The organism is Arthrobacter pascens (assembly GCF_017052465.1).
Taxonomy (GTDB): domain Bacteria; phylum Actinomycetota; class Actinomycetes; order Actinomycetales; family Micrococcaceae; genus Arthrobacter; species Arthrobacter pascens.
In genome coordinates this window covers 44007-62053 of the sequence record NZ_JAFHKT010000120.1, presented here as the reverse complement: position 1 = coordinate 62053, position 18047 = coordinate 44007, and the positions used below count along the sequence as shown (strand labels likewise).

The following is an 18047-nucleotide window of genomic DNA, read 5'->3' as shown; positions in this document are numbered from 1 at the left end:
TTAGTCCTTCGTGCCGACGGGGACTGAGGCCCAGGGGGGCGTGGTTGCCGGATCCCGGTGGTCCTAGCCGGCGTACCCGTTGGGGTTATTCTCCTGCCAGCGCCAGTGGTCCTCGCACATCTGGTCCACGGTCTTGGTGGTTGACCAGCTGAGGTCGGCCAGGGCGGACGTGGCATCAGCCCAGAAGGCGGGAAGGTCGCCGGCGCGGCGTCCCGTGATCCCGTAGGGGATGGGGCGGCCCACGGCCTTTTCGAAGGACCGCAGGACTTCCAGTACCGAGGAGCCCTTGCCTGAGCCGAGGTTCCAGCGGAATACACCGGCGCGGTCAGCCACGTGGTTCAGGGCGGCAACATGGCCTTCGGCAAGGTCCACCACATGGATGTAGTCGCGCAGGCAGGTGCCGTCCGGGGTGTCGTAGTCGCCGCCGAAGACCATCAGTTTTTCGCGTCGGCCGACGGCGACCTGGGCGATGAACGGCACCAGGTTATTGGGGATGCCCTGTGGGTCCTCGCCGATCCGGCCGGACGGGTGGGCGCCGACCGGGTTGAAGTAGCGCAGCAGGGCGATGTGCCAGCGGTCGTCGGCGGCGCCGATGTCGGAGAGAATGTCTTCGATCTGTTCCTTGGTGCGGCCGTACGGGTTGTTCGCGCCGATTTCCATTTTTTCGACGTAGGGCACGGGGTTATGTTCGCCGTAGACGGTGGCGGAGGAGCTGAAGACGATGGAGCGGACGTCGTGGCGCTCCATGGCGCGGATCAGGTTGAGGGTGCCTACGAGGTTGTTGTAGTAGTAGCTGAGGGGTTCGCGGACGGATTCGCCCACGGCCTTCAGACCGGCGAAGTGGATGACGGCGTCGATGCCGCCGGCAGCAAAAACCCTTTCCACTGCGGCTTCGTTCACGAGATCGACGTTGTGGAATTCGGGTGTCGTCCCGCTCAGCTCGGCTACCCGGCGCATCGACTCTTCACTGGAGTTCACCAGGTTGTCGAGTACCACCACCTCGTGCCCGGCTTCCTGCAGGGATAGAACAGTGTGGGAACCGATGTACCCGGTGCCACCTGTGACCAGAATTTTCATGTGTGTTCCTCTGGGTGGGCGCAGCCTGCCCCGCCGTCCCCCATGCTCCGGAGAGCGGGGAACGGCGGGGCAGGCTGCGATGCGGTCATGTGGATGCCTAGAGGGCCGTGACCTTCAGCAGCAGCGCGTGCTCCGGGTTGAGACTGGGCATCGGGAGTCCCACCTCGGCCAGGAAACGGCCGCTGGCTTCGGCCCCGGAAGCCAGCCACGCAGGCGGCTGGACCTGCGTAAAGGTGTGCGCGTAATCGGCGTCCCCGGGCGCCGGGAAGATGGCCTCCACACGGTAACGGCCTGCCGCCTCCAGCCCGGGAAGGGCAACCCGTCCCAGCTGCTCGGAGAACGAGGTGCGTGTGCTCACCAAGGCGAACAGGGCCGCCGTCGTGCCGCTTTCAATGGAACCGGCGGCACCCGCAACGGAGCCTGCCAGCACGCCGTGCAGCATCAGCGAATCGTCCGGGACGTCAGCCCGGACCATCCGGCCGCTGTGGATCAGCCCGCGGTGCTCCTTGTACAGCCCGATGAAGCGCTTGAGTTCCTCGCGCTCCTCGCCCTGGACCTCCCGGACGTCCCACTCCATGCCGAAGTGGCCGAAAAAGGCCGTGATGGCGCGGAAGGACAGGTCGTGCGTGCGGGCGGTGGTGTGCGACGTGGTGGGGCCGATGTGTCCGCCCACCAGTTCGGGCGGCACCACGATGCCGGTCCACCGCTGGATGGTCTGGCGCTCCAGCGCGTCGTTGCAGTCCGAACCCCAGATGCGGTCCGTGCGCTCAAGGATGCCCAGATCCACCCGTGCCCCGCCGGAAGAGCAGCTTTCAATTTCGACGCCGGGGTGGGCCTTGCGCAGTTCGTCGAACAGCCGGTAGGCGGCGAGGGTCTGCTCGTGGACGGAGGAGCGTCCGGCGTGCCCGTGTTCGGTGAGGTCGCGGTTCTGGTCCCACTTCAGGTAGCTGATGTTGTTCTCGCGCAGGAGGGCGTCGATCCGCTCAAAGATGTACTGCCACGCCTCCGGGTTCACCAAGTCGATGATGTGCTGGTTCCGCCAGGCCAGCGGCAGGCGTCCGCCGTTCTTGTGGGAGGCTGCGGCCGGACCCACAATCCAGTCCGGATGTGCGCGTGCCACGTCGGAATCGAGGTTGATCATCTCAGGTTCCACCCACAGGCCGAACTCCATACCGCGGGACGTCACGGCCTCGATGAGTGGCGTCAGCCCATCCGGCCAGAGCGTCTCGTCCACGAACCAGTCGCCCAGTCCGGCCGTATCGTCGCGGCGGCCGCGGAACCAGCCGTCGTCCAGGACGAAGCGTTCCACGCCGAGATCGGCGGCCGAATCCGCAAGCTCGATGAGGGTGCCCAGGTTGTGGTCGAAGTACACGGCTTCCCAGGTGTTCAGCACCACGGGACGCGGCTTTCCGCTCCCGGCATTCGCTGAAGCTGCGGGCAGCACATGGTGCGGGCGCGAACGGAACCAGCTGTAGAACGCCTCGCTGATGCCGTCCAGGCCGCGGTCCGAGTAAGCGGCGAAGAGCGTGGGCGTGGTGTAGCTGGCGCCGGGCTCGAGGACCACTTCGGCCGGTCCCAGCAGTTCGGAGCCGCCGATCATCGTGCGCCCGTCCGCGAGGGTGTCCGCGAACTGTTCGTGGTTGCCGCTCCAGGCCAGGTGGGTGGCCCAGACCCGGCCGTGACGGTTGCCGAAGCCGGCGGTGCCGGCCGCGAACAGCAGCGAGGAGTCGTGTCCCGTCCGGCCGTGGCGGCCGGTGCGCACCCACGTACCCTGCTGGATGGGGCGGCGCTGGGGGTGCCGTTCCCGGCACCAGCGTCCGGTCAGGTCGAGAAGCTCGACGGCGTCCGGGGCCACCGGGAGGACCGTGGCCAATTCGTCCAGCTGGAACGGCGAGATTCCGGTGTTCGTGACGGTGTGGCGCAGTTCCAGCAGGCCGCCGTCATGGAGAGTGAGCGAGGATTCCACGGTGATGCCGGCTTCCGCATCCTGCTGGACGACGTTGGCCGAGTTGCCGTTGCCCGTGGCGCGCAGGGTGCGCAGGCGAACGGAGAAGTCGAGTCCGGAGACGCCGTCGGCGATCCGGTGGCCGCGCAGGGCCGGCCGTCCGCGCCAGCTGGAGGACGCCTGGGGGAGCAGCCCCGCCGGGACGGTGGCGTCGATGGCGGAGTTCGGGATGGCCTCGGTGAGGATCGACAGGTCAGGGAGTTCGCTGCCAAGGTCGGCACCCCAGTGGATGACCTCGGCCTCCCCGCTGCTGAAGCTGACCACCAGGCTGGTGCCGGCGGAACGGAGGTGCAGGGGATCCATAGGTAAGTCTCTTTCGTGAGGAGCAAGAAGCTGCAGTTATGAAGGGTGTTGCGGGGCCGGCGCGCGATGCGCGGTCCGGCCCCGCTGCGGTGGTGTTGAGTGGATGCCTGGGCTTTGATTCTCGCCCAGTTTCATCGCTACTTGAAGAGGGAGTTGACCTGTTCGTTGGCCTGGGTCAGGGAGCTGGCAGGTGCCTTGCCGGACACGACGGCGTCCATGGCGGGCTCCATGATGCCCTTGACCTTGGCGGTGTTGTCGGTGATGGGGTACAGGAACGTGCTCTTGTCCTTGACGTGCTCGGTGAAGGCCGTGACGTCGACGTTCTTGGCCTTGAAGGCTGCCGCGGCTTTGTCGGAAGAGGCCTTGAGCGCCGGGAAGACAACCGCCTTTGAAGCGACGACGTCTTGGCAGGCGGCCGAGGCGAGGTACTCGACCCACTTGACGGAAGCGGCGGGGTTCTTGGTGCCGGCCCAGATGGAGTCGGCGAGTCCGTTGAACATGCTGGCGCGCGTGCCTTCCGGCCCTGCAGGTGTGGGGGCGATGCCTACCTTGACGTTCTTATAGCCTGTGTATTGGCCGATCATCCAGGACCCGTGGGCGTTGATGGCGGACTTTCCCGCCGCGAAGGTGTCGGCCATGCTCGCTCCGACGGTGGTCTCAAGCTTGGGCATGTAGCCCTTTTTGACCAACCCGGCGAACCAGTCAACAGAGGCCTGGAATTTGGGGTCATCGTAGTTGTAGTGGGTGCCCCACGGGTTCTTGTCCGTGTGGGACCAGCCGGTGGTGTTGGTGAAGTAGCTCCATTCCGTCTGGCCAGAGGAGTCACCGCCGCCGTTGAGCCCGAGGCCGTAAACCGCGACGTTGTTCTTATCGAAGCCGGCCTCGTCCCCGCGCTTGCCGTTCTTGTCAACGGTCAGGTGGGCGATGATTTTCTCGTACGTGCCGCCGTCCTGCGGGTTCCAGGTGAGGTTCTTCATCTGTTCCTCGGAGATCCCTGCGTTGGCCAGCATCGCTTTGTTGTAGAACAGGGCGATGGTGTCCCAGTCCTTGGGCAGCCCGTAGCGCTTGCCGTCCTGGCCCACCCAGAGATCCGCGAGGCCCTCGTTGTAAGCAGCCAGGTCCACGTTGTCCTTCTCTACAGCCTCATCGATGGGCAGCAGCTGCTTGTTTTCGGCGAGCTCCCCGTAGCGTCCGAGGTGGTTGGTGAAGACGTCAGGGGCGGTGCCGCCGACAAATCCGTTGGTCAGTGTGCTCCAGTAGTCGTCCCACCCGCGCTGGGTGATCTTGACCTTGATGTCCGGGTTGGCCTTGGTGAAATCGTCAGCGCACTGCTGGTATGCCGGGAGCTGGTTGGCGTCCCAGAGCCAGTAGTTGATTTCGCCCTTGGCCTCGGCGGAAGTGTTTCCGCCGCCGCAGGCGGAGAGGGACAGTGCAATCGTCGCGGCGGCGGCGATGGCGCCGAGGGTTCTTTTCATGATGGACCTTTCGGATGGGGAGGGTTCGTTGATTTGGGAAGGAGAAGTGGACTATTTGATGCCGGAGAAGCCGATGGAGTTGACGATTCTCTTGCCGAAGGCAGCGAAGAGGGCCAGAACTGGCAGAGCTGAAATGAGCGTGGCGGCCATAAGGCCGGACCAGTCGGGTGCTCCCTGCGGGGACTGTGACTTGAACACGCCTAGTCCCACCTGCAGGACGCGGACGTCGTCCTGGGAGCCGACCAGCAGCGGCCAGAAGTATTCGTTCCACTGGCCGATGAACGTGAGCAGCGCGAGCGTGGCCAGCGGCGCGGCGGCGTTGGGCAGCACGATCTGGAAGAAGATGCGCAGGTGCTTGGCACCGTCGAGCATGGCCGCCTCTTCAACCTCCCGGGACATGTTCAGGAAGAACTGGCGAAGGAAGAAGATCGCGAAGGGGGTCATGAAGACGTAGGGCAGGACCATGCCGAGCATCGTGTTGAGCAGGTCCAGGTTTTTGATCAGCAGGAAGTTGGGCAGGGCCGTGAAGATCGGCGGAACCAACATGGTGCCCAAGAAAAGGCTGAATACGGCGTTACGGCCTTTCCAACGCAGCCGGGCAAAGGCGTAGGCGGCCATGGCGCTGAAGAACACGGCGCCGGCAGTGGTTATTGACGAGAAGATGATCGAGTTGCGCAGGTACAGCCAGAAATTGATGGCGGCACCGGAACCGCCTTCCGCGACCGCCTCTGCCGGGCTCTGGAGACCGAGTACGCGCTTGAAGGCACCAAACGTGAAGTCGGCCGGCAGCAGGCTGGCCGACTGCGAAGCCAGCGCCCCGTTGGTGGACAGTGCCGTGCGGAGGACCCAGAGGAACGGGAGCACGGAGACGGCGATCGCCAGGGCGAGGAGGGCCCAGGCCACCATTCGGCGGGCGGTCAGTGGGCGGCGACGGCGGCGGGCTGTGGCCGGCAGCGGTGCGCGGCTGGTTGTCGAGTTCATGCTGGGTTCCTTAGTCCAGGTCCGACTCATTGCCCCGGAGGAACTTCATTTGAATGAAGGCCACGAGAGCGAGGATGAGGAAGAGAATGACGGCGATGGCGGATCCGTAGCCGAAGTCCGACTCGGTGAAGGCCCGCTGGTAGATGTAGTACTGGATGACCCGGGTGGCGTTGACCGGCCCGCCCTGGGTGGTCACGGCCACGGTGTCGAAGACTTGGAAGGATCCGATCACGGTCACGACGAGGACCAGAACCATGACCGGGCGCAGCAGAGGCAAGGTGATCTTGCGGAACGTCTGGAAAGGTGACGCGCCATCCAAATTTGCTACTTCATAGAGGTGGTGGGGGATAGCCTGAAGGCCGGCAAAGATCAGCAGTGCCGTGTAGCCCATATGGCGCCAGGTGTTGATCAGGGCCTGGGTGGGGATGGCCCACTCCTCGCTACCAAAAAATGCGACGCGGGACAGCCCGCTCCATTCGATGAATTGGTTCACGACGCCGATCTGGTAATCCAGCATCCAAAACCAGAGCAATGCCGCGATCACATTGGACATCAGGTAGGGCAGCAGCAGGGTGCCGCGGACGAGGGTGGATTTGGCGACCTTGTGCATCAGCAGGGCCAGTCCAAGCGCGAGGGCTGTTTGGAGGGCGATGTTCATGAGGACGTACTGCCCCGTGACGGCCAGGGAATTCCAGAACAGCGAATCCTTGGCGATTGCCGCGTAGTTGTCCAACCCGACCCATTCGGGGTCTCCGAGGATGTTGTACTCCGTGAAACTGAGGTACACGCCACGGACAGTGGGGACCACGTAGAAGGCAATGAAGCCGATCATCGCCGGGAGGATGAACAGCATTGCGATCCTGAGATCGCCCAGTTTTGCCATGCCACGGCCCCGGTTGAAACGCTGCGGCGCCTTGTGCGCTGCGGCGGGCGGATTCTTGGTAAGGGTGGTCATCGTCGACCCTTCCTGAGTGTGTGATGTGACTAACAATCGCCACTGAATCTACACGAGTAGATATCCGGCAACAAGTTAAATCTCGGAGATTTTCAGGAAATTTTCTCTGCAACGTTGCAGACGTTGACTCGAGTAGATTCCGGTGCAAGACTGTGCGAAACCGTACCGAGGCCCAGTGCGCCCGGCCGGACGCGAGAAATCAGAATCACGGGAGGCACCTGACAATGACGTTTTCCATAGGAGTAGTAGGCGTGGGCCAATTCGGCGGCCAGTTCGCCCATCTGTTCAACCTGCATCCCGGTGTCAGTGAGGTCTTCGTCGTCGACGAACGGCCGGAGCGGGCGGCCGAGGCAGTCGAGCGCTTCGATCTCGCCGGTGCGAAGAGCAGCTTTGAGGATCTCCTTGCCTCCGACGTTGACGCCGTCGCCATCTTCACGCAGCGGTGGACCCACGGCCCCCTGGTGGAGCGCGCGCTCCGTGCGGGCAAGCACGTCTACTCCGCCGTGCCAATGGCCATTTCCGAGGACGAAATCGCCCGGATCATCGAGGCCGTCCGGGAAACCCGGAACGTCTACATGATGGGTGAAACCAGCTATTACAACCCTGCGACCGTCTACGCCCGCAACCAACACGAGGCGGGAAGGTTTGGCCGGGTTTTCTACACCGAGGGGGATTACGTCCACGACATGGACCTCGGTTTTTACGACGCCTACCAGTACAGCGGGGGAGACCGCTGGAAGGAGACCGCGAGCTACCCGCCCATGCTGTATCCGACGCACGCCATCGGCGGCGTTCTGGGAGCGCTGCCTGCCGCCCATGCCGTCAGCGTCAGCTGTGTGGGCGTCAAGGACGACCGCCAGGACGGGGTGTTTGACAAGGACGTGAGCATGTTCGGCAACGACTTCTCCAACGCCACGGCGCTCTTTGAACTGAACGACGGCGGCGTGATGCGCACCAATGAGATGCGCCGCGTCGGCTACCCGTCCCACATCCGGGAGTCCCGCTTCCGGTTCTTCGGCACGGAGGCCAGCTTCGAGCAGCTGGCCAAGGTGACGGTGTGGCAGGACAAGGCCAACGTCCACGACATCTCCGAGCAGATGGAGTCCCGGCCCAGCATGGCCCTGGACGATCCCTCGCTCGCCAACGTGGCCCCCGAGCTGCGGGACGCCTTCGTGTCCGGGCTGGCCCCGGTGCATGACAGTGACAGGCTGCCGGAGGAATTCCGTGGTGCCCCGAACGGGCACGAAGGCAGCCACCACTTCCTGGTTGACGACTTTGTCACCGCGGTCAACACCCGGACGCTTCCGCCGGTCAATGCCTGGACCGCGGCACGATTCACGCTGCCGGGCATCGTGGCCCACGAGTCCGCCCGGCGCAATGGTGAACGCCTGCTCATCCGGGACTTTGGCGATGCCCCCGTGTCGCTGTAGTTAGCATGGACACTATGACCAGTCCGGTAGTGCCCGCCCCCCGTACCCAGGTGACCCGCAAGGATGTTGCCCGGTACGCCGGGGTGAGCACCGCCGTCGTCAGTTATGTGGTTAACGGCGGGCCCAAGAAAGTTGCGCCGGCCACCGAAGCCAAAGTCCAGGACGCCATCCGCCTTCTCGGCTACCGGCCCAACGCCGCGGCCCGCGCGCTGAAGCTGGGCTCAACCGAGACCATCGGCCTCATCATCCCGGACAACAGCAACCCGTTCTTCTCCCTGCTTGCCCACGCGGTGGAGGATGCAGCGGCGGAGCTGGGCTTCGCCTTGTTCCTGACGAATTCGGACGGCAACCTTGCCAAGGAGCGGCGGAATATCCGCAACCTCGCCGCCAGGCAGGTGGACGGCGTGGTGCTGGCGAGTGTCCTGCTTGATCCGGATCTGACTGACCTTGAGGCTGCGGAGATACCGTCCGTCCTGCTGAGCCACAGCGAGAGGTCCGCAGGCTTCACCACTGTGGGCGTGGACCTGGCCGAAGGTGCCCGCAAGGCCGTGGAGCATCTGGTCTGGCATGGCCACACCAATATCGGCCTCGCCATGGGTACCACCACCGGAAATGAAGGGGACGCCCGTGAGGACGGCTGGCTGCAGGCGCTCAAGGACGCCGGCCTGGCTGAAGGGCCGATTGCGCGCAGTGAATTTACCCGGGTAGGGGGCTATGCGGCAGGCCAGCGCCTGCTCGCGTCGGCAAACCGGCCCACCGCCATCTTTGCCAGCTCGGACATGCAGGCGATCGGCATTCTTCGGGCACTCCACGAAGCCGGGCTGTCAGTGCCCGGCGACATGGCGCTGGCATCCTTCGACGGTGCCGTTGAGGCCGAGTACTCGTGGCCTCCGCTGACCACCGTGGAGCAGCCGGTACGCGACATGGCGGAAGCCGCAGTGCGCGCCCTGGTGGGCGCCGACCGCGGCGAACCTGCACGGCACCGCGTCTTCCCCACGCGCCTGCTGGTCAGGCAATCCTGCGGCTGCGGCTAAGGCCGTTCCCGCTACGCCAGGCGGAGCCGTCCCACCCGGTCACGGAGGATCCTCTGGGCCTCGGGGGATAGCCCGGCATCGCTGATAACCTCACCGGCGTCCTCAAGGTTCGCGATGGTGCTGATGCCCTGGGTGCCCCACTTGGTGTGGTCCGCAAGGACAACCACCTTGCGGGAGGCGGCCACGAAGGCGCGGTTGGTTTCGGCCTCCAAAAGGTTCGGCGTGGTGTAGCCGGCCTCCTCGTCCATGCCGTGCACACCGAGGAACAGCAGATCCAGGTGCAGCTGCCGCAGTGCCGCCGTCGCGATGGGTCCCACCAGGGCGTCCGACGGCGTGCGCTCGCCGCCGATGAGGATCACCGTGGAAGCGTGGCGCCCCGATCCCGACGCCGAGGCGTGGTGGAACAGGTCGGCGATCCTCACTGAGTTGGTCACCGCGGTGATGCGAGGCCCGTTTACCAGCTCCTTGGCCAGTGCCCAGGTAGTGGTGCCGGCACTCAGGGCCACTGCCATGCCCTCGTGCACCAGCGTGGCGGCTTCGATGGCAATGGCCCGCTTCTGCGCGGTCAGCTGGGTGGACTTCAGCTCGAACCCTGGCTCGTGCGTGCTGGCGTCGCCAGGCAGCTTGGCGCCCCCGTGGATCCGCTCCAGCTGGCCGCTTTCCTCCAGCATCTCGATGTCGCGGCGCACCGTCATCAGGGACACGCCCAGCTGCTGCGCGAGGTCCGAGATGCGGACCACCCGCTCGCGCTGTACGGCGTCCACTATGGACTGGTGGCGGGCAGCGCGAAGCATCAGGATCCTTTCAGGCGACAAGACCGCGGGCGGCCTTCATACTGCCCATCATCGCGTACTCCTCGCAAAAGAGAACAGGAACGACCGAAAAACAACACTTTCGACGGCGGCGGCTGCCCACCGGGGCATGAAACCGGGCCCGCCCGGGGTTACCGGACGGGCCCAGCTCGGAGCGTAAGTGCCCTATTTCTTCAGAGAGGCCGCGATCTGTGCCATGACGGTGTTGTCGGCGAGGGTGGTGGCGTCGCCGGCTTCGCGGCCTTCGGCGACGTCCTTGAGGAGGCGGCGCATGATTTTGCCGGAGCGGGTCTTGGGCAGTTCGGGGACCACGAGGACGATTTTGGGTTTGGCGATCGGGCCGATTTCCTTGCCGACGTGGTTGCGCAGGTCCTGGACGATTTCGTCGCCGGAGTCCACGGCGTCTCCGCGCAGGATCACGAACGCGACGACGGCCTGGCCGGTGGTTTCGTCCGCGGCGCCCACGACGGCGGCTTCCGCCACGGCCGGGTGCGAGACCAGGGCGGATTCGATTTCCGTGGTGGAGAGCCGGTGCCCGGAGATGTTCATGACGTCGTCCACCCGGCCGAGGAGCCAGATGTCGCCGTCCTCGTCCTTTTTGGCGCCGTCCCCGGCGAAGTACATGGTCTCGAAGCGGGACCAGTAGGTTTCCTTGAACCGCTCGGGGTCGCCCCAGATGCCGCGGAGCATGGCCGGCCAGGGTTCGCGGATCACCAGGAAACCGCCATGTCCGTTGGGCACCGAGGCGCCGTTCTCGTCCACGACGTCCACCGCGATGCCGGGCAGCGGCACCTGCGCGGAGCCGGGCTTGGTGGCGGTGACGCCGGGCAGCGGGGCGATCATCTGCGCGCCGGTTTCGGTCTGCCACCAGGTGTCCACGATCGGGGCCGGGCTTTGCTTGGCGCCGCTGTTGCCGATGACGTCGCGGTACCACATCCAGGCTTCGGGGTTGATGGGTTCGCCCACGGAGCCCAGGACCCGGATGGAGGACAGGTCGTACTTGTCCGGGATGTCCCGGCCCCACTTCATGAAGGTCCGGATCGCGGTGGGGGCGGTGTACAGGATGGAGACCTTGTATTTCTGCACGATCTCCCACCAGCGGCCCTGGTGCGGGGAGTCCGGGGTGCCTTCGTACATGACCTGGGTGGCGCCGTTGATGAGCGGCGCGTAGGCGACGTACGAGTGCCCGGTGACCCAGCCGACGTCGGCCGTGCACCAGTACACGTCGGTTTCCGGGTGCAGGTCGAAGACCGCCTTGTGGGTGTAGGCGGTTTGCGTGAGGTAGCCGCCGGTGGTGTGCAGGATGCCCTTGGGCTTGCCGGTGGTGCCGGAGGTGTAGAGGATGAACAGCGGGTGTTCGGAGTCGTGGCCCACGGCGGTGTGCTCCGCGGAGGCCGCGCCGACGGTGTCGGCCCACCAGTGGTCCCGGCCCTCGGTCCAGTCCACGTCCTGGCCGTTGCGCTTGACCACCACGACGTTCTGCACGGTGTGCCCGTTGCCGTCTCCCTCGCGGGACAGCGCCTCGTCCACCGCGGGCTTCAGGGCGCTGGGCTTGCCGCGGCGGTAGGTGCCGTCCGCGGTGACCACGAGCTTGGCCTCGGCGTCCTCGATGCGGGAGCGCAGCGCGTCGGCGGAGAAGCCGCCGAACACCACTGAGTGCACGGCACCGATCCGGGCGCAGGCCAGCAGGGTGATCACGGCTTCGGGGATCATGGGCAGGTATACGGCCACGCGGTCGCCCTTGGCCACGCCGAGGGATTCGAAGGCGTTCGCGGCCTTCTTGACCTCCTCGGTCAGCTCCGCGTAGGTGTAGGCGCGGGAGTCCCCGGGCTCGCCCTCGAAGTAGATGGCCACCCGGTCACCAAGCCCGTTCTCCACGTGCCGGTCCAGCGCGTTGTACGCGGCGTTCACCTCGCCGCCGACGAACCATTTCGCGAACGGCGGATTGGACCAGTCCAAAGCCTGTGTGAAGTCCTTGTCCCATGTCAGCAGCTCACGGGCCTGCTTCGCCCAAAAAGCCGGGCGGTCAGCGTCGGCCTCGGCGTAAACTTCCGCGCCAACCACGGCGTTCGCGGCGAAGTCCTCCGAGGGGGCAAACTTGCGGTTCTCATGCAGCAGGTTTTCAAGAGCGTCGCCCTGCTGGGTGGGGTTGGCGGCGGTGGCCGTCGAGCCGGGAGTGTCTTGGGACATGGTGAACCTCATCATTCATCGATCTTTGCTGCGCGGGCGGCCCGTGGCTGGCCGTCACCCGGGCGCGCAGCGGCGTCGTCGGGGCCGGCCGATCACGGACGTACCGCAAAGAGCTGTTCCGGAAAACAGCCTATCGCTTCCCGGCGTGGCAGCGTGTCCGGCGTCACATAGCGAGCAGCGAGCGGTGCGGATTAAGCGACGAATGGTCCCCCCGAAGGGATTGTGCGGGGATCCTGCGGGCATCCGGCTGGAGTGCGGCGGGCAGTCTGCGGGGACCCCGCCGCGGCCCGTCAGCTAGTGATCATGCAAGCACTTGGCTAGGCTGAGAGGGACTCGTGACATAGGCCGGAGGCAGCCTGACCCGCAGGGGTCAGGCCCGCCGGCCATTAGGTGTCGCCCTGAATTGGACAGTCGTTCGGGTGCCGCCACGCTAAGGAGAACAGTATGAATCAGCCAAGCCACGACCAGCCGGGCCTGGCCCAGCCGGGTCCAGCCCAGCGCGACCACGGCGTTCCGGGCTCAGCCTCGGAGGGTCCGTCCCGGAACGGTGGAGCGGGACTTAAGGACGCAGCGCGGGACGAGACCCAAGGCGCGGCCCAGGGTGCCGCAGCCGGCGGCCACGCGGTGACGCCGAAGGCCGGCGCGCCTGCTGACAATGCTTCTCGCACCTCGGACGCCGCGGCGGACAAGCACACGGGAATCCGGAATGAGGCCGTTACAGGCCCGTTCACCGTCCGCGACGTGACCGTCTTCGCGGCCACACTGGTTCTGTTCGTGGCATCGCTGATTCCCATGTTCTCCGCCAGGTACAACCTGTGGAACCTGGGCAGCCTGTTCTTCCTCGGCCTGGGAATCGTCCTGCCGCTGATCGTGGCGGCGCTGTTCGTCGCCCGCCGTCTGGCCCCGGAGACGAAGGTACGGATCGGGTCACTGTCCGTGGACCAGTTCGGCTCCGTGGTGGCTTCCTTTGCCGTTGCCTTCTTCTTCCTGTCAGCCGCCGTGGGCTTCACGCCGGTGCTAATTTTGGCCCTGATCGGTTCGCTGGTGCTGCTCGCCGCTACAGTGCTGGCCCGCTTCATCCCCTTCTTCGCCGGCGACTTCCTGGACCGCGCCGAAGTGCCCGCCCATGTCATGGCGCGGGAATCGGCCGTTCCCGTGCGGAAGCCGAAGCCGGCCAAGGCCCCCAAGCCTGCCAAACCTGCCGCTGCCAAGCCTGGCGATGCCAAGCCGGCACTGCAGGGTCCGACGGCGGGTGGGCAGTACGCTGCCGGCCAGACTTCCGGTGGCGGTACTTTCGGCAGCCCGGCTAGCGCTCCTGGGACGGCGGCCACTGCGGGCGCTGCCGGCACCGCCGGCTCCGAGGCGGCGGCAGTGCCCGGGATCGGCACCCCGGCAGCGGCGGCGGGGGCCGCCTCTGCCGGTGCATGGTCCGCGTCCCGTGCAGCGGCAGCGTCCCCGGCAACTGAAGCCGCCGCCGTCGTGCCTTCCGCCACTGATTCCGCAACCGAAGCGCACGCAGCGACGGGGCCGGCGTCGCCGGCCGCGCCGTCTCCCGATGAGACCCAGCTGGACGGAGTCCCAGTCGCCGGTGCGGCAGCATCGTCTGATGAGGCACGCGGGACGGTTGCACCGGCTGATGAGGCACGTGCGGCTGCGCCCGTTGATGAGGCGCGTGCGGCCTCTGCGACTCCCGCCACCGCCGTGCATCCGCAGGTGAAGGTCCAGGAACCGGTGAGGTCCCAGGAGCCGATCGGCGCCACCGTGGATCCCGCCAGCCGTCCGGATGAGTCGGAGCAGCAGCCTGTCCACGAGGCTTTCTGGTTCGCTGTGGCACAGCACCGCACGGCCGTGGACGAGCGCACGGGTGCACCGCTGTTCGGAATTGAACCGGGCGGCTGGGTGCTCGCGCTGGAAGACCGGGGCGACGAATTCCTGGTCCAGCACACGGACGGCCGGGTGGGCGTTCTGCGCGATCTCAGCAACATCGAGCGCGGCTAGCAGGCCGCCATGGCCATCTCCCGCACGCCCCGGCGCAGCACTCCGCGGAACAGCCCGCCCGCCCAGGCGGGCCCGCCGGCGGATGCCCCGGCGGCTGCTGGTCTGGCTGCGGGGGCTTCGGCCCCCGGCCCCTCCGGCGGTGCCGGGCGGCTGTCCGGTGAATCGACGCTGGCACTGAAGCGGCGCGCGCGGCGAATCAACCGGGCGCTTGCCGAGCAATACCCCTACGCCCATGCCGAGCTCGATTTCCGGTCCCCGTTTGAACTGCTCGTGGCCACGGTGCTCTCCGCGCAGACCACCGATGTGACGGTCAACCTCATCACGCCGCTGCTCTTCGCCCGATACCCCGACGTGCGCAGCATGGCCGAGGCGGATCCCGCAGAACTTGAGGCGATCATCAAGCCGACCGGGTTCTTCCGGGCCAAGGCGAAAAACCTCATGGCCCTGGCGACCCGGCTGGTGGATGAGTTCGACGGCGTGGTGCCCGGCCGGATCGAGGATCTGGTGACACTCCCCGGCGTCGGACGGAAGACAGCAAACGTGGTGCTCGGAAACGCCTTTGGCGTTCCGGGCATTACGGTGGACACGCACTTTGGGCGACTCGCGCGCCGATTCGGGTGGACGGAATCCGACGATCCTGTCCGCATCGAGTCGGACGTTGCCGAACTGTTTGAGCCCAGGGACTGGACGATGCTGTCGCACCGCGTGGTCTTCCACGGCCGGAGAGTCTGTCACTCCCGGAAGCCCGCCTGCGGGGCCTGCGCCGTGGCGAACTGGTGTCCCGCTTTCGGCATGGGTGAGACAGATCCGGCGAAGGCCGCGAAGCTCCTCAAATACGAGCTCGCACCGGGTAACGAAGAGCTCCTTGGCAGGCTCCTCGCGGAGACCCACCGTGCCGCGGAGATCCGGATGGATTCCCAGCGGAGGTCACCGTGACCGCGCGCCGGGACCTGGTAAACCTCGTGGAATCGATCAGCGCGGGGACCGGGCCCGCCCGCAACCCTTACTGGCAGACGCTGACGGTCGATCCGTCGGTGGCGCGCAAGGCCGCCGTGCTGATCCTGTTCGGCGCCCTCGATGACGTTCCGGCGGAATCGGGAAAACCGCTGGCGCCTGCCGACCTTGACGTCCTGCTCCTTGAACGGGCACATACGCTGGATGATCATCCCGGGCAGGTGGCGTTTCCTGGCGGCGGCATCGATCCCGACGAATCGCCTGTTGCCGCAGCCCTCCGCGAGGCGCAGGAGGAGACGGGCGTGGACCCCGAGGGCGTGGAGGTGCTCGGCGCGTTGCCAGAACTGGCGCTGCCGCGCGGCAACTACCTGGTGACGCCCGTGCTGGGCTGGTGGGCCTCACCGTCCCCGGTTCATGTGGTTGACTACGGTGAATCCGCCCAGGTCTTCCGCGTTCCGGTCCGGGATCTGCTGGACCCCGAAAACCGGGCCATGGCCACTGTCACGAGGATGAACCGGACGTTCCAGAGCCCGGCGTTCACCGTGAGGGACGTTGTGGTGTGGGGCTTCACGGGGATGATCCTGAATGAACTCTTTGACCAACTGGGATGGTCGGTCCCTTGGGACCGCACACGGCTGCACCCCCTGAAGGTGTAGCAAATCCGGCTGACTAGCTCGAGTGCTGCGGCTTCCGCAGGTCCACGACAATTCCCGTTGCGGCGCTCTCCCGCAGGGCATCGATGCCCGCTATGACGCCGGAAAGGCTCTTGAACCGCGGCGACTCAGCAACCAGGTTGCCGTCCCCGTCTTTGAGCCGAAACCTGTAGAACTTCTCGTCGTCCTGGTGTACTTCAAATCTGCCCGCCATCGGCCGGGACCCCCTGATAATGCTTCGTTGCACTTGCCGGGCCAACTACTGCCACTGCCCGGTTACCTTTGAGGGTAGTGTGATGCGCCGCACTGGCGCGAACTACCAGCGGGTAAGTTACTTACTGAAACGGGGCGTTTCGGTGCGCAGGCATATGACTTTCGTTCCCGCCTTCCAGGGGCTACTCTCCGCCTTCCGGCGTGGGACTACTTCGCGTTGTCGTACGAGTCCACCACCGCGACACTGACCGGGAACTCCACCGGAATCCGTCCGAAGAGCAACTCCTTCGCGGCGTTGGCGGCATCTTCGATGGCCTGAATGCAGCTTTCGACCGCCCCATCCGGGGCGTGCACCATGACTTCGTCGTGGAGGAAGAAGACGAGCTCGCCGGAAGCCGAACCGTCGGCACGCAGGGCGCGCAGCCGGCGTCGTAATTCCGCAAGCCAACAGGCGGCCCAGTCGGCCGCGGAACCCTGCACCACGAAGTTGCGGGTGAAGCGGCCGCGTGAGCGGGCAATCGAGTCGGCGCGGCGCTGCTCCTCCGCTGAGGTGGACTGCTGGCTGCGGAACCATCGCTCGGAGGGCGGCGGGCTGCTGCGGCCGAGCCGGGAAGTGACAGTCTTGCCCGCCTCGCCCGCGCGGGCGGCCTGTTCCACGAAGCCGACGGCGCGCGGATAGGTGCGTGCCAGCTGCGGCATCAGCCGGCCTGCTTCGCCCGATGTGGCGCCGTACATGGCGCCGAGCAGGGCCATCTTGGCCTTGGCTCGGTCGCCGCCGAATCCCTTGGCGGCGATGCCCGCATAAAGGTCCTGGTCCCTGGCGGCCTCCGCCATCGTGGAGTCCTGCGCGAGCGCGACGAGCACGCGGGGTTCCAGCTGGGACGCGTCCGCGACGATCAGCTTGTGCCCCGGGTCGGCGTGAACCGCCCCGCGGATCTGGCGCGGGATCTGCAGCGCGCCGCCCCCGCGCGACGCCCACCGGCCGGACACCACGCCGCCCACGACGTATTCCGGCTGGAAACGGCCGTTCCTGACCCAGGCGTCCAGCCACGTCCAGCCGTTCGCCGTATGCAGCCGCGCCAGTTTTTTGTACGCCAGCAGCGGTTCAATGGCGGGATGGGTGGACTCCTTCAGTTCCCATTGCCGTGTCGACTTCACCTCTATGCCGTTCCGGTGGAGGGCACGCATCAGCTCCTGCGGCGAATCCGGGTTCAACGCGGGGGAGTGCAGCAGGCGGCGGAGTTCGGTGGTGAGCGCCTCCAGTTTGGCGGGGCGATGGCCTGCAGGCGGGCGGGGACCCAGATGGTCGGCGAGGATCTGTTCGTGCAGCTCTTCGCGCCAAGGCACGCCTGCGTGCTGCATCTCGGCAGCGATCATGGCCCCGGCAGACTCCGCGGCGAGAAGCAGCTGAAGGCGCTGCCGGCGGTTGCCGTCCGTAGTCGCGTGGGCCACGGCCTCCTGTTGGGCGGCGTACTCGGCGCGCAGTTCGCCAAGGGTGGGCCGCAGATCAGACTGCAGCCCCGGATCGTCGAAGAGGGCCCCCTGATCGGCGGGCGGCGGGGGCGGCTGAAGCACCCGCGGGGGCTGCTGGAGGTCGTCGTCCTGCGTCATCTTCTCCGCGCGTTGCGCGTAGGGCGTATGGGCGGTGAACTCCGAATGCGCCAGGATCGCCCCGCTCAGCGAGAGATCGTAGCACCGCTCCAGCTCCACGCCCGCCTCCAGCAACGCCGGATACCAGTCCTGCGTCCGGTGCCAGATCCAGCGTGGCCGCCGGTGTTCGAGTTCACGCACGACGGCGGGAAGCCCGGTGGGGCTTTGTCCGGGGTTTTCGGGGACGGCGGTTGCGGCCGTGCGGCTGATGATCCGCGGGTGGGGATTGCCCGGGCTCGGCAGGCCGTCGGCTGTCAGCTCCTGCAGGGCCGAGCCGTCAGGGTGGGCAGCCAGCAACAGGAACATGGTTTTATTGT

General features: G+C 66.4%; 14 protein-coding genes. 5 read left to right on the top strand and 9 right to left on the bottom strand.

The window, feature by feature from the left end:
• Positions 1-63: 63 nt before the first annotated feature.
• The 5 genes from galE to JYA52_RS06655 form a co-directional block, all read right to left on the bottom strand.
• Positions 64-1077: a UDP-glucose 4-epimerase GalE gene (gene galE, locus JYA52_RS06675; RefSeq protein WP_205652411.1), complete on the bottom strand. Its 1014-nt coding sequence runs from the start codon at positions 1075-1077 to the stop codon at positions 64-66.
• Positions 1078-1174: 97 nt separating this feature from the next.
• Complete coding sequence (locus JYA52_RS06670) at positions 1175-3385, bottom strand: alpha-galactosidase (RefSeq protein ID WP_205652410.1); 2211 nt, start codon at positions 3383-3385, stop codon at positions 1175-1177.
• Between the two features lie 137 nt (positions 3386-3522).
• A complete protein-coding gene (locus JYA52_RS06665) occupies positions 3523-4860 on the bottom strand; it encodes an ABC transporter substrate-binding protein (RefSeq protein WP_205652409.1) in 1338 nt (445 codons plus the stop codon).
• A gap of 51 nt (positions 4861-4911) precedes the next feature.
• Positions 4912-5841, bottom strand: coding sequence for a carbohydrate ABC transporter permease (locus JYA52_RS06660; RefSeq protein WP_205652408.1), 930 nt, complete (start codon positions 5839-5841; stop codon positions 4912-4914).
• A gap of 10 nt (positions 5842-5851) precedes the next feature.
• On the bottom strand, positions 5852-6796 hold the full coding sequence (locus JYA52_RS06655) for a carbohydrate ABC transporter permease (RefSeq protein ID WP_205652407.1): 945 nt from the start codon (positions 6794-6796) through the stop codon (positions 5852-5854).
• 224 nt (positions 6797-7020) lie between these two features.
• On the opposite strand from JYA52_RS06655, the gene JYA52_RS06650 reads away from it, so the two are divergent.
• Together JYA52_RS06650 and JYA52_RS06645 are read left to right on the top strand one after the other, a co-directional pair.
• Positions 7021-8226, top strand: a complete 1206-nt coding sequence (locus JYA52_RS06650) for a Gfo/Idh/MocA family protein (RefSeq protein ID WP_205652406.1) — start codon at positions 7021-7023, stop codon at positions 8224-8226.
• Positions 8227-8240: 14 nt separating this feature from the next.
• Positions 8241-9260: a LacI family DNA-binding transcriptional regulator gene (locus JYA52_RS06645; protein ID WP_372433756.1), complete on the top strand. Its 1020-nt coding sequence runs from the start codon at positions 8241-8243 to the stop codon at positions 9258-9260.
• An 11-nt stretch (positions 9261-9271) separates the two neighbouring features.
• Here JYA52_RS06645 and JYA52_RS06640 read toward each other — a convergent pair whose 3' ends face one another.
• Together JYA52_RS06640 and acs are read right to left on the bottom strand one after the other, a co-directional pair.
• The gene (locus JYA52_RS06640) at positions 9272-10054 is read right to left on the bottom strand and encodes a DeoR/GlpR family DNA-binding transcription regulator (RefSeq protein WP_205652404.1); all 783 of its coding nucleotides are present in this window, start codon (positions 10052-10054) and stop codon (positions 9272-9274) included.
• Positions 10055-10237: 183 nt separating this feature from the next.
• Complete coding sequence (gene acs, locus JYA52_RS06635; RefSeq protein WP_205652438.1) at positions 10238-12262, bottom strand: acetate--CoA ligase; 2025 nt, start codon at positions 12260-12262, stop codon at positions 10238-10240.
• A 444-nt stretch (positions 12263-12706) separates the two neighbouring features.
• Between acs and JYA52_RS06630 the strand changes: the two genes are divergently transcribed.
• From JYA52_RS06630 to JYA52_RS06620, 3 genes are read left to right on the top strand one after another with little or no spacing between them, the layout of a single operon-like run.
• Positions 12707-14260, top strand: a complete 1554-nt coding sequence (locus JYA52_RS06630; RefSeq protein ID WP_205652403.1) for an MFS transporter — start codon at positions 12707-12709, stop codon at positions 14258-14260.
• Between the two features lie 9 nt (positions 14261-14269).
• Complete coding sequence (nth, locus tag JYA52_RS06625) at positions 14270-15196, top strand: endonuclease III (protein ID WP_205652402.1); 927 nt, start codon at positions 14270-14272, stop codon at positions 15194-15196.
• On the top strand, positions 15193-15870 hold the full coding sequence (locus tag JYA52_RS06620; protein ID WP_205652401.1) for an NUDIX hydrolase: 678 nt from the start codon (positions 15193-15195) through the stop codon (positions 15868-15870). The genes nth and JYA52_RS06620 overlap by 4 nt, the downstream gene beginning before the upstream one ends.
• Before the next feature lie 13 nt (positions 15871-15883).
• Here JYA52_RS06620 and JYA52_RS06615 read toward each other — a convergent pair whose 3' ends face one another.
• Both JYA52_RS06615 and JYA52_RS06610 read right to left on the bottom strand, forming a co-directional pair.
• Positions 15884-16081, bottom strand: a complete 198-nt coding sequence (locus JYA52_RS06615; RefSeq protein ID WP_205652400.1) for a YegP family protein — start codon at positions 16079-16081, stop codon at positions 15884-15886.
• 206 nt (positions 16082-16287) lie between these two features.
• Positions 16288-18036 (bottom strand): bifunctional 3'-5' exonuclease/DNA polymerase, encoded by a 1749-nt coding sequence (locus tag JYA52_RS06610; protein WP_205652399.1) that lies wholly within the window; start codon positions 18034-18036, stop codon positions 16288-16290.
• Between the last annotated feature and the right edge of the window lie 11 nt (positions 18037-18047).